Annotated in this window: 10 protein-coding genes and 2 pseudogenes; 3 read left to right on the forward strand and 9 right to left on the reverse strand. The window is 49.9% G+C overall.

What is annotated here, in order from left to right:
- On the reverse strand, window positions 1-570 hold a 570-nt coding region (locus H7A81_RS20560), incomplete at its 3' end, for a TonB-dependent siderophore receptor (protein WP_255479003.1).
- A gap of 1,127 nt (window positions 571-1,697) precedes the next feature.
- Between H7A81_RS20560 and H7A81_RS20565 the strand changes: the two genes are divergently transcribed.
- Complete coding sequence (locus H7A81_RS20565; RefSeq protein WP_182058558.1) at window positions 1,698-2,012, forward strand: hypothetical protein; 315 nt, start codon at window positions 1,698-1,700, stop codon at window positions 2,010-2,012.
- Window positions 2,013-2,142: 130 nt separating this feature from the next.
- On the opposite strand, the gene H7A81_RS20570 is transcribed toward H7A81_RS20565, so the two are convergent.
- Entirely contained in the window at window positions 2,143-2,472 is a 330-nt protein-coding gene (locus H7A81_RS20570; protein WP_052127597.1) for an Rrf2 family transcriptional regulator, read from the reverse strand.
- Between the two features lie 546 nt (window positions 2,473-3,018).
- On the opposite strand from H7A81_RS20570, the pseudogene H7A81_RS20575 reads away from it, so the two are divergent.
- Window positions 3,019-3,257: pseudogene (locus H7A81_RS20575) on the forward strand (IS3 family transposase); the annotation flags it as partial.
- On the opposite strand, the gene H7A81_RS20580 reads toward H7A81_RS20575, so the two are convergent.
- The 3 genes from H7A81_RS20580 to H7A81_RS20590 all read right to left on the reverse strand — a co-directional run bounded on the left by H7A81_RS20580 (window position 3,193) and on the right by H7A81_RS20590 (window position 6,312).
- Window positions 3,193-3,444 (reverse strand): hypothetical protein, encoded by a 252-nt coding sequence (locus H7A81_RS20580; protein ID WP_182058566.1) that lies wholly within the window; start codon window positions 3,442-3,444, stop codon window positions 3,193-3,195. The pseudogene H7A81_RS20575 and the gene H7A81_RS20580 sit on opposite strands and share 65 nt — an antisense overlap.
- 87 nt (window positions 3,445-3,531) lie before the next feature.
- Window positions 3,532-5,346 (reverse strand): glycoside hydrolase family 15 protein, encoded by a 1,815-nt coding sequence (locus H7A81_RS20585; protein WP_182058559.1) that lies wholly within the window; start codon window positions 5,344-5,346, stop codon window positions 3,532-3,534.
- A 72-nt stretch (window positions 5,347-5,418) separates the two neighbouring features.
- Window positions 5,419-6,312: an SDR family oxidoreductase gene (locus tag H7A81_RS20590; RefSeq protein WP_182058560.1), complete on the reverse strand. Its 894-nt coding sequence runs from the start codon at window positions 6,310-6,312 to the stop codon at window positions 5,419-5,421.
- A 333-nt stretch (window positions 6,313-6,645) separates the two neighbouring features.
- Here H7A81_RS20590 and H7A81_RS20595 point away from each other — a divergent pair, with 333 nt between their 5' ends.
- Window positions 6,646-8,109 (forward strand): sugar porter family MFS transporter, encoded by a 1,464-nt coding sequence (locus tag H7A81_RS20595; protein ID WP_370529970.1) that lies wholly within the window; start codon window positions 6,646-6,648, stop codon window positions 8,107-8,109.
- A gap of 461 nt (window positions 8,110-8,570) precedes the next feature.
- Here H7A81_RS20595 and H7A81_RS28020 read toward each other — a convergent pair.
- From H7A81_RS28020 to H7A81_RS20615, 4 genes and pseudogenes are all read right to left on the reverse strand, one after another.
- Window positions 8,571-8,807 (reverse strand): annotated as a pseudogene (locus H7A81_RS28020) (DUF2913 family protein); the annotation flags it as partial.
- A 219-nt stretch (window positions 8,808-9,026) separates the two neighbouring features.
- Window positions 9,027-9,569, reverse strand: a complete 543-nt coding sequence (locus H7A81_RS20605; RefSeq protein ID WP_182058562.1) for a hypothetical protein — start codon at window positions 9,567-9,569, stop codon at window positions 9,027-9,029.
- Window positions 9,570-9,775: 206 nt separating this feature from the next.
- Window positions 9,776-10,435, reverse strand: a complete 660-nt coding sequence (locus tag H7A81_RS20610) for a hypothetical protein (RefSeq protein ID WP_182058563.1) — start codon at window positions 10,433-10,435, stop codon at window positions 9,776-9,778.
- A gap of 229 nt (window positions 10,436-10,664) precedes the next feature.
- Entirely contained in the window at window positions 10,665-11,159 is a 495-nt protein-coding gene (locus tag H7A81_RS20615) for a GNAT family N-acetyltransferase (protein ID WP_182058564.1), read from the reverse strand.
- Between the last annotated feature and the right edge of the window lie 1,412 nt (window positions 11,160-12,571).

Below are 12,571 nucleotides of genomic sequence, written 5' to 3' on the forward strand. Positions count from 1 at the left end.
GTATTCCTCGCTGCCGTTAACGCTGTAGTTCGTTTTGTAGGCCAGCGTACCGTGGTCAAATTCAGCCGTAGGCGTCGTGGCTTCGACGCCGAAGTGCTGATTGACGGTGCCGGGCTTTGCGCGTTTTGTGATGATATTAATCACTCCACCTGTCGCCCCGATCCCGTTGCTGGCGTTTGCGCCCTTGATGACTTCAATACGTTCAATCATGGACGCGTCAATGGTGTGCATTTCCCGCCCGGTAGGGCGCAGAGGGTTGGATTGCGGAATACCATCAATCATCACCAGCGGCATGCGACCGCGCAACGTTTCACCGCTGCCGGACATTTTCTGTCGCGCAGGGGAAAAAGACGGCAGCAGGTTGCTCAGAATCTGGGACGTATCAGACGTCAGCTGCCGCTGCTGGCTAATCTCTTTTTCACCAATCACCCTGATGACCTGAGGAGAATCATTGCGTGAACCTTCGGTACGGGTTGCATCAACGACCAGCTCCTCCTCTGCACTATCACGGGCATAAAGCGGGGATGACGCGAGCAGCGTCAACGCAGCACACAGTGTGGAAACTTTCATACAAATGATCCTCTGCTCAGAACACTTACATTCAGGGTTGATTGGCTTCATTGGTTTATGCGAAAAGAAATGAGAATGAATATGATAACGGTTATTAATAACAAATTGTAAGGATAAAGTCAGGAAATGATGCATCTCGATTCTGAATGTGAATGGCACACTCGCTGCGTTAGCTCAAGTGCGCAGGTTGGCTGGCGGGGGGCAGGGATAGGCAGGTGATTAGACCGGTCAGGTCAAAGCGGAAATGGCTTTCAGGAATGTGAGGTGATTCTGACCGTATAACCTTCAGAGATTTATGATGACGCAAATGGCGCACAGCCTGAAAGATGTGGAACCATGTCAGATGAATCTTAAGTAGTCCGCACTGCATCTGAGAAGTCATCTGAGCCTTCTGTCGTGCACCTTACTGGGAAAAATATCGCGGATAATTGAAGAGATGATGGCGATGGCTCCAGGGTTGGAGCAGCCGAAAAGAAGAGTTCGACATTACCCTGGGCGGTAAAAAAGTAGCCGAAACGTTCGCTAGGCAGCAGAGGACGGTGATACTGATCTGTTATTGGATGAAGAAAACGCTGATTGTGTAAGAACCCTCCGTCGAAACACTTACAGATGGCAGGCGTGGTAAAAAGCCTCGCAATAGCTGAACGTTTGAAAGTCTGTAAGGTGATGGATTGCTACATGGGGAAGCTGGTAAAGGTTGGTCTGCAATCAAAGCGGAAGGCACGGTTTATACAGTCTGTAAGATCGGGCTAAGCCTGACTTGAAAAAAATCCGCCGTATCGGACTACGGCGGCAGATGTCACACACAGGGTTGTCAGCCATTAGTGCTGCTTGTTAGTCATGGAAAATGCCCAGAGGCACATTACCAGTGCGGGCTGAATTGTATACCTTTCTGAATATGCTGCCGGGATTTGACGGAAAATTTTGGGAACATTAACAAATACCAGAAATTTCTAAAGTAAATAGCGCACAATTAATACATAACCCATTATCAATAATGAATTATCCGATCTTTCGGTTGATTAAATAACTGCACTACTTGAAGTATGATTGGTCGAAAATTTGTGCAGCAGCTACTAGAATTTTATTCGTTAAGTCAAATTTAAAAGACGAAAACGGAGCGTACGATGCAAGATGACATTGCAGCTGAGTGTGAAATTCAGATAAAACGTCTGGCGGGGATGTATCAGATGGGGGACGGATACCAGCAAACAAAAGAAGCGATCAACTCAATCCTAACGGACTTCAATCATGGACTGGGGAGAGATGTGTCTGTACGCATCATGGTATGGAGTGATTTACATGCTTCGCTAAAAAATTCCCTGATAATTTCAGCCGACCCTCGCTGGATAGAAGCGATTCGTTATGCGATTTCGCGAGTTAAGTCGTTCAAGCAGAATGCAATGGCATCCCATGCAGCCCGTGTGGCTTCCCATGCCTGAGCCGCAAATGAACAGAATTAATTCACTTTATTTGAGCGAATGGTCATGGCAGGAAAGCAAATAGCCGGATTGCAGCAGTACATCAACAAACAGCGCAAGTGATTACGTATGACGAGTCACTCCATTATGTTCAGGTCTTAGAAATTTGAGCTGAGTTCTGCAAATCTTTAAGAGATACCGAAATGAGAGCCCTTACCACAGGGTAAGGAGTGTCTGAGGCACTGAAGGCAGACAATATGTCAGTTACGGTAATGCTGGCGGGATTACGGGATAATGCGTAACCGCCGTACATGCCGGGCATACTCTTAACCAGGCCTTCATCCCTGAGCACCGCTATCAGACTTTCAAGGTAACTAACAGAAAGTGAAACTTCTGAAATTAAATCTCTGACAGGTATAACTTTCTCCTCACTCAGAGCCATCATGATATTTAAAGCGTTGTTCTGTTTACTGGTAAGCATCCTTTAGAAGCCCGTTAATTTTCTCTTTCAAAAGAATACCATTATTGTCGGGGATGGTGATCCAAATGGATCGGCATAGCTTAATCCACCGACAAGAACTGACGGTTAGTCCAACATCTGGCTTGTCCCTCAATGGGTGATCAAAGCATCGAAGCGGATGACGGTTGCGTTTCGATAAATGGCCAAGATTGTACAGATGGCGCCAGCTGTATAAATATTTTCGATTGTGAATTGAAGTGATGTGCCGTCCGGAGTCATTGGAAGATGTTGGATATAGGGTAAGGGCGGGTATTAACAAAAAATGCATTTACAAAGAGGCTTGGCATTGCTTGAACAAAGACGTTGACTAAGATAGTAAACCACGTAGCCAAGTAATGGTCAAAAACAGGCGGTGTGCTGGGTCGGTTAAACATTTACTGCCTAAAGAAGCTTAAGGCTCATCTGACGGTTGATGGTGTCTGGGGCGTGAGTAAGAGGCTTGATGCCATGGGCGTCATCACTGCTAAAGACCTTACCAAGCAAAGCACATGTAACAACGCATCGGATCTTATAAGGTCCATGTCGCGCAAAGGTTGCTCGTCGGATAATGCAGCGTGTGAAGGCTACTTCGGTCGGGTCAAAAATGAAATGTACTACGGCAGAAACTGGGCGGGCATAACGCTGAAAAATTTTATGTGCCTCCTGGACAGTTACCTACGCTGATATAACGAGAGAGCCGGATCAAAATATCATTAAGTGCAATGAGTCCGGTAAATTACCGGCAGCATCTGGGGATGACAACGTAACAGTCCAGGAAAACATCCGCATCTCCCCATTGAGAGGCGCCATTTTCTTGCCCGGAACAAACTTCTCGGCGTCAGAGGGCGGAACGATGCGATAGAGCACTGAGGCATCCAGCGCGCCGATGAAGAAATTCTCTGCCTGCTTCAGATCTGAAACGGTAATGCCAATGTGTTCAATTCCGCGGATCATCAGTTTTATCCTTTTAGGGTAAATTATGAGGGACTGCCGGCCTTATACGTTGAGCCGGCGCCTTGCCCTCAGTAACAAGGGTTAAGATCAGGCGTGATCGGTCAGCGCCTGCGCCGCACAGATGAGGGCTAGATGGCTCAACCCCTGCGGCATGTTGCCGCGCCACTCGCCGCTGCGGACATCAAACATTTCATTGAAGGTTTCAACGTTGCCGCGCTGGCACAGATTATCCAGAATTTCTTCCATTGCGGTTTCGGCTTGACGGATATCACCCATCGCTGCCAGCGCCTCGACCAGCCAGAAAGAACAGGCAACAAACGTGCTCTCCTCATTCTCGGCGCCGCTGTAGCGGTATAGCATCGCGCTGCTGTGGCCTAAATCCTCCCTGATGGCACGATAGGTTGCGCGCATGCGTTCCGGGTTAACCGTGTTGCCATAGTGGTGTACCAGTGCCAGCGCGGCATCGAGCCTGCCTTCGCTGTGGGGATAGAAGAGATAGGCCTGTTTTTCCTCAGACCAGCAGTGCATCTCAATCCATTCACTGATGCGGTCCCGCTCCCGCTCCCAGCGCTTCACCCAGGTGGGTTCAATATGCTTCGCGTTGGCCAGTGAAACCGCACTGTTGAGCGCCAGCCAGCAGGCCATTTTGGAATGGGTATAATGCTGTTCATCCGGCAGCTCCCAGATCCCGCTGTCTTTCTGGCGCCACTGATCGGCGCAGTAATTTGCCAGTTCTCCCAGCATGCGTGACGTTTCAAGATCCAGAACATGGCCGGCACGAATGAAGAGTTCTGCCGTGGCCAGCATGTCGCCGTACATACTCAGTTGAACCTGATCGCGTGCGTTATTGCCGATACGAACCGGAAGCGAATGCTGATAACCGCGTAAGGGTGGGTAACTTTCTGCGGGCACTTCCCCGCCTTCCAGCGTGTAGCAGGCGCGAAGCTGAGTGCCGTGGCGTATGATGGTTTTGGACAACCAGGAGAATGCAGCTTTACAGTCCTCAAGCGCGCCCAGGAAGACGAACGATTTAATAATCAGACAGGCGTCGCGCACCCAAGCGTAGCGATAGTCGTAATTCTTCTCACCGCCAATGCCCTCAGGCAGCGAGGTCGTCGCCGCAGCGGCCAGCGCACCGGTTGGCGAATACCAGAGGAATTTAAGAGAGAGTGCTGAGCGACGGACATGATCGGCATAGCGACCCGCATAGCTCAGGCTATGCGTCCAGTCGCGCCAGGCCGTATGGCTGGTTTCAATACGGGCATCAATGGCCGATAAGTCGGGAACAGCCAAGGGTTCCCGCTCCGTCACCAGCAGGGCGACCAGCGAGTGACTGTCAGGACGTGTGCGAAGCGTCGCGCCAATCATTCCGTCGTCGCGCTTTGTAATCAGCCAGTCCTCAGATGTCCGCAGCATCGCCATCAGGTCAGCAAGATGATAAACGTCCCCCTGTTCGGTATTGTCCCGCCAGGGAGAGCGTGTTTCGGCAACGGTGCCGAACCGCAGCGTCAGGTTCAGTTCAACTTCACCCTCAATCCCTTCAATACGTCTTGCCAGTTCGCTCCAGGGCAGCCGACCGGCCAGCGTGCTGTTAATCGACTCCGTGATGAGTACGCTGCCATCCTGCGTGATAAACCGGGTTTCAAGTACGTTGCTGTCGGGGCGGTAGGCACGCTCCGTACGGTATTCTGCTGAGGGTTCTATCTTGAAAAAACCGCCGATTACCGGATCCAGCAGGCGGTCAAACAATGGTGGTGAGTCGAGGTTAGGCGCGCACCACCAGTCAATGGCGCCATCCGGGGCGATGAGTGCCACAGAGCGACCTTCGCCAATGGCCGCATAGTCCCCAAGACGCGCAAATCCATCCTCGCGCATCGGCGAACGTAGTATCTGATTATTCATTGCGTTTCCCTGCATGCTGAGACGACAACGTGGCCGCGAGCGGCCACGTTCTTCAAAAAATCCTGCTGACAATCAGACCGTGCCGGTGCCGCCGTCGGAGCACCAGACCTGACCCGAGGTAAAGCTGTTGGTGGTTTCGGCGAAGGTGACATAAAGAGGCGCAATTTCTGCCGGCTGGCCGGGACGGCCCAGCGGTGCGGTTGCACCAAACTGCTCAACTTTCTCCTGCGGCTGACCTCCGCATATCTGGAGAGGAGTCCAGTAGGGACCCGGTGCGACAGCATTAACGCGGATCTGCTGTTCACCCAGCTGTTTAGCGAGAGCTTTGGTGAAGGCCGCTATCGAGGCTTTTGTCTGCGCGTAGTCCAGTAAAATGGCGCTTGGTTCATATGCCTGTACTGACGTAGTGTTAATGATGGATGAACCAGCAGGCAGATATTCCAGCGCCGCTTTGGTTATCCAGAACATGGCATAGACATTGGTCTTAAACGTGGCGTCAAAATCTTCCGTAGAGAGCGTGCGAATAGATTCATTAAATTGCTGACGACCGGCATTGTTTACCAGAATATCCAGGCCGTCTAACTGGCTGACCGCTTCTTTAACGAGTTTCTGACAGAATTCTTCCGACCGAATATCGCCGGGAATGGCAACGGCTTTACGCCCTTCCGCTTCGATTAATTTAATAACTTCTGCCGCATCCTGTTCTTCATCTGGCAGATAATTAATTGCGACATCAGCACCTTCCCGCGCATAAGCGATGGCAACGGCACGGCCAATACCGGAATCTCCACCAGTAATCAGCGCCTTACGGCCGGTGAGGCGTCCTGTTCCCCGGTAACTGGTTTCACCGTGATCGGGGCGCGGCTCCATTTTACTCGCCAGGCCAGGCACAGGCTGATGCTGTTTTTTAAAGGGCGGCTTAGGATATTCCTGCGTGGTGAGCGTCTTGTTGGTAAATGAGTTCATCTTTATCTCCTTTTTGGTGAGTAAATTAAGCCTGGCAAAAATGTGATATTTGTCACGCTGGAAAGCAAAAAACAGCGAGATATTTAAGCGTAGCGATTCATGCTGGTGAATAAATATCCATCATGGAGGGTGTAAAATATTTAATAAAAGAAGGGAAAAAAGTTCCGATATAAATTCCTGACTGAGACGTCAATGCTGAGGTGCGTTAAACCAGTAAAAGACTGGTAAATCACCTATGCGCAGGCGTGATTCTGTGAGCAGGTTCGCATTTTTCAAATCCTGACTATACTCATACCTTCCTTTACACAGCTTTCCGCTGTGTTTTTAGCAACCATGGATGCCCAAGTGCAAAACCCTTCTCAGCCCTCATCGGATGATGGCGGCGCTCTCACATTATCAGTGCAACAACGTCTTTTTTTCGTAGTCTTGGTAGCCACCATGGGCGCGCTGGCGTTCGGCTACGACACCGGGATCATTTCCGGAGCTCTGCCCTATATGACATTGCCCACCTCCCAGGGCGGCCTTAATCTCACGCCATTCACCGAGGGACTGGTAACTTCCGCCCTTACCTTCGGCTCAGCCATCGGGGCCTTTGTCAGCGGCTATGTCTCTGACCGCTTCGGACGTCGGATTACGCTCCGCAGCCTTGCCGTGCTGTTTGTTGCCGGTGCATTAGGCACAACCATTGCGCCTAATCTTGAAATTATGGTGGTGATGCGATTCATTCTGGGTTTCGCAGTCGGAGGAGGCTCCTCAACGGTTCCGGTATTTATCGCTGAAATCGCGGGACCAAAACGCCGTGCGCCACTGGTCAGCCGCAATGAACTGATGATCGTGTCCGGTCAGCTACTGGCTTACGTTGTCAGTGCAGCTATGAGCCTGTTGCTGAAAGATCCTGGCATGTGGCGTTATATGCTTTCACTGGCAATGATCCCAGGCATTCTGCTGTTTATCGGCACCTTTTTTGTGCCGGCCTCGCCACACTGGATGGTAGCAGAAGGACGTTTTAACGAGGCGCTGCGTATCATGCGCAAATTGCGTGAGAACCCGCGCGAAATTAAAAAAGAAATGGCGGAGATACGCCAGAACGCGCGTGAAGCCCGCCAGGGACCTCCGGCGCGTGAACTTTTAAAAGAGAAATGGATTGTGCGCCTGTTGCTGCTGGGGTGTGGCATGGGGATCGTGGCCCAGTTCACCGGCGTAAATGCCTTCATGTATTACACGCCCATCATTCTTAAAAGTACGGGGCTTGGCACGAGCGCGTCAATTGCCGCTACGATAGGAAACGGTCTGGTATCAGTGATCGCAACCTTCGCAGGGATAAAAGCAATCAGCCATTTCGGTCGCCGTCCGATGCTGCTGACGGGCCTGTCGGTCGTGATTGCCATGCAGGTGGCGCTGGGCGCTGTACTGGTGCTGATGCCGCACAGCCTGGCACAAAGCCTGCTGGCGCTGGGCTGTATCCTCGTATTCCTTTTCTTTATGCAGATGTGCATTTCACCCGTGTACTGGTTGCTCATGTCTGAACTGTTCCCTATGAAAGTCCGCGGCGTGTTAACCGGTTCAGCGGTGGCGTTTCAGTGGATATGTAACGCCACCGTGGCGCTGGCTTTCCCACCGTTACTCTCGATGGTGGGTAATAATGCCTTCTTTATCTTTGCCGCAGTCAACGTGGCATCCCTGGCGTTTGTCGCGGTGATGCTGCCTGAAACACGAGGAAAGTCGCTGGAAGAGATAGAAACGTATATGCGTGAACGTTTTGGTGAAAGCGCAACTGAATCACCGACAACAACCTGACGGGAAAGTCAGCATAACGTGCAAAATCTGAGTCCGTACGGCTTTGCCGCACGAACTCAGATTTTCTGAACCAAGAGAGTTTTGAAGAACGCTACATCACCAAGGATATTGCTGAGAAACCGATACGGGTGAAATCACGTGGAGAAATTCTCCAGAGTCTTCTGCCTTCGAACATTTCGATAGTGTAAAAGCGGACTCGTCATATCGTATGTTTGCTCCCAGCCTGCCCGGGACAGCAGATCATCAACAGCACTGCTGGCAGTGATGCGTGCAGCAATGGGTCTGATCTGTCCTCCCTGCTCATTAAAGCCCGTTTGCAAATCGATTTTTATCAGGACATGCCCGGCATTTTAGGACGGAACACAGTTGCATGGCGCCCTTCCCATTACGTTTCACTGAGAACACTATATCTGATGCCGGTCAGAGTAATCTCATACAGAATATGCTGCAGTCTGAAAAGGTCATACTGCACCGCTACTTGCGCGCCAGAGGTAGTCCAGTTTTTCTGGTAGGTTTGCTCGTAGTCCTTTGGCCCGCCCTTCTTTAAGTGGCCAGCTGTTATTGCAGTCAAGTACTTTGGGGATGCGACGCTGCTTCCCCGCTGATGCCAGCCAGCGCGTCAGAAACAAGTTATCCTGCACGGGAGAGTTGACCTGCCCGTCAAGGCGGTCTGTGTTCAGGGCAACAAGCCCGCACCAGGCAAGATGACTGACGTAGAGTTTACCTTAATCCATCAAGTTCCCGTTAATGCAGTGCTTCCGGGAAGCGGAAGCACGTCAGAAACGCATTTTTAAGACATCGGGAAGCGTCAGATAAATGAAGCGTGACCATGAAGACGGCAGGCTGCATGAAATTTTCATCTGCTTCTCCCATGTTATGGGGTAATGAAGTCAGGAAAATAAAATGAGGTCCGGCTTTTATCCCCTTATGGGCTGGAGAATGCGGGCACAAAGCCGTCCGGCGACCTCATCGAGCTCTCTGTCTAAACTGGCGCGTTCACCAGCGCTGAGGAAGCCCTGTTCACGGGCGTAGCGCGTGGCATCCGCGCGAATGCGATCAGCATGATGCCAGATCATTTCCGTCTGCGATTCTGACAGTTTTCCTGCTTTACGCGCGGTACCGGCATCGGCCTGAATCACCTTGACGCGCAGCGAAACATGCGACAAAAGCGGGTCACTGTCGCTGCTGCCGTTATCCGCCCTGATACCCTGTTGAATGCTGATGTCGCAGGATGGCCAGAACTGAGAGGGTGGAACAGCTGCAGCTGTGTGACTCAACGCCATCAATATAACGCCGGATGCCAGGTATTTCATATGTGCTCTTGTGTGCTGAATTTTTTCAGACAGTGTAGTGGGGATTTCACTGTCTGCCAGATGCACCTCTTCGCTGCTCATGATAAACCGGTTCTCAGAGGAAAATTGCCTGAAAAAAAATGGCTCCCGGATGGGAGCCATAAGCACAATCAGTCGCAGTATCGGTTATATGTACCCTGGTGAGGCACATTCTGATTATCGGCACGTACCGCACGTACATAAGCGCAACCGGGAGGAAATATTGACGACAGCGTAAGGCGGCTACGGCAGCAGGTTAGCCAGCAAATACTCTGAATCATACAGGGTATTCATCGCAGAATACCCCTCTGGATATAAGACTGGTCTGTGAGGAATTACCAGCGGGGTGAGCCTGAAACGGCTTCAGCTGCCCATCCGTCGTTTTTCAGCACCAGCACAGCCCGCCCGTTTTGCTTGTCGCTGAGTGACTGCTCAACAGAGGGATAAGCACTGCGTACGGCTTCTGCTTTTGCCCAGTCGGGGACGTCAGCCGGACTGAATGTGTAATCAACTTTGGAAACCGTTGTGCCGCCGGCATTACCGGGTTCGGTATAGCCTGTGACTTCATCGACCTTGTATTTACCAATGCAAAGGAGCGGGCTGTCTTCTGAGAGACGACTGCTTTTTCCTTTCTCAGTCAGCGTGTAAATATGAGCCGGCACGGTCCCATTCCCGAATCCCTGCTTTACGTTATCCTGTCTGACCTCAAGAACGCCCGCCTCGACCAGTGCGTTCAGGGGGCCCTGGTTTTCACTGTTTCTTTTGTCGGCCTGGGACTGGCTGACAAACTGGTTAGCCTGAGCGTCCTCTACCGTCAGAGGATATTTCCCAGAGCTGAAAATCCCAGCGGGGCGGAAGGTAATGCATTTTTCGCTGAGCTTCTGGTCAATAGCGCGCTTAAAATTCGCTTTACTTGCGTCCTTCGGCGAATCGCAACCCGCCATAATAAAAGCACTCATAATGGCCGGAATAATCAGCAATCCAGGCTTCGCCATTTCAGTCTCCTTAAAATTTCATTCGGATTTTACTAACACATATCAGACACGGGTCAGCTATCACCCCGCAGCGAAAGCTTATGAAATTTATAACTTATAATTAATGACACTACATCTGCGCGTCAGTTTCCGGCATTTCGGCTTCCCAGAAATTCGCAGGAACGTAGTCAGCGCGGTGCAGATCACAATGAACGACACAATTTTTGTAGTTCTTAACATCCTTTTTCTTTTACGAACCGGCGCTGGAATCCCGTCTCATGAGAAACTCGTCATGATAAACCCCGTCAAAATAAAGTGCTGCTGTATCCGTTGCCCACTCAGTAAATCCGAAAGAACGGTAAAGTGAATAGGCAACCAGGTTTGTGGTAACTACTGAGAGTTTTACCGTTTTGGCTGAACCGGCAGAGTTCAACGCCGCCTCCATGAGTAAAGACGAAAGCCCGCTGCCCCTCATCTCAGGACGAACGTACATTCCCCATATATTTGCAACGTGACTCAGTTTTGATAACTGGCTGCGACTCACGCCAATCATGCCCTGCAGGGTACTATGGTGATCGTATCCACCAAAAATATCGCTGGCCCTCAGCTGTTCGGCAAAGAACTGCAGTGGCTTATGTCTACATTCTTCGTAGGATGCGCCAAAGGCGTCAGGATGAAGCCGTAAAGCCTCCAGCCTCAATTCCCTGAAGTTGCCAAGGTCGCTTTCAGTAATGCGCCGTACCATAAATCTTCCCACTGCGAACTTCCTGCTGTCACTGATTTAAATTGTCACAGCCACAGAATTGGATATTGTTAAGCATGGTTCGCTGTACGATACCGATCTGGCCAGGCTATGTTAATTATGGACGCTACAATGTTTCTGGAGGAATAAGATGCCAGTGTACTGTTTTTTTAAAAAAGGCAAACATGTGAATGCTCTGGAGAGAGATGACACAAGTGGTTCTGCGTTTCTGAGGGAGTGGGGATATGAAAAACAGCCTGAAGAACTGTCTGCCCCGAATGCACATTTCGCAACAGTCCGGTTTCATGACATCCGTAATGAAGAGCAGAGCACTGACCACGTATTCTCAACAGGAGCCGCTTTCGTAGCCCTGATAGTTGGCCTGACTGCAGTAGCAGACTGGTTATTTTTCTAGGTAGCGGGGAATGCTGATACAGCAGATCACGTAATGCCAAACCCAAGCGGCGAGGCAGGTATCAAGTTGTAGCTCAAACAAAGATACAGTCACAGAGCGCGATAAGAAAGTAAGCACCCCAGCCAACAGAGTGCTTTATTTTTAACCGACTGGACATGTCACGCCAGGTATATCAGTAGCCACATACCGTCAGCACCATGAATATGGCCGTCCCCCTTTAAATATCCTTCAGAGTCTTAACGTGTTGCAAAAAATATCCCTGTGCATCGGGACTTTAAGGATTAACCGAAGCGTTATCATTTTCATCAATAATTATTCTGTCACTTTCCTGAATTGATTCATTCATATCCTGCTGGCTCATGACCTGCACCAGGGATTCAGGACTGCTAAAAAGGGGAGAAGAAAAAGCGAAGCATTTTGGCCTGTTCTCCATTAAGAAAAAGTGAGTATGGCATAAGGGAAATGATCATTTTTATCAGCTGATACATTTGCTTTCAGAATAACTGTCTTCAGGATTAATCCGCAGCAGTATTTAAGCGAAGCGAAATTATCCTCAGCAGTCCAACAAAGAAAGCTCTCCGGGATGTTCGGATGACTTGCAGAATATTTGCATTTGTCAGGTCTTATCGGGGTCCCGGACTGCAACACCATTATAGCGTGACTCTGTTTACGCTAACTCTGTCACCCTCGTTCATTAGAGGTGATACTGAAACCTGCCAATTCAGGTGAGAATATTTTTCTATTTTTGTAAAAGCTTTTTAAAAAATCATCTATTATCATTGATACATGGAATAATTTTCCATTGTCTTATTAAGCTTTTAACTTTATCTGATTTTTAATGTCACCCTTTTTTAATGGCTTCTTCAGGCTCCTCAATAGCCTTGTAGTTAATAATGATTACGCTTCCTGTTTCTTCAAGTGGTACCTGGTAACGAATGCAAGGATTAATTAAAGGAAAACAGCTATGACTCACATTCACGAACAATCTACCGCTAATAAC

The sequence above is a fragment of the Pantoea sp. ME81 genome, assembly GCF_903970985.1.
Lineage (GTDB): Bacteria > Pseudomonadota > Gammaproteobacteria > Enterobacterales > Enterobacteriaceae > Pantoea > Pantoea communis.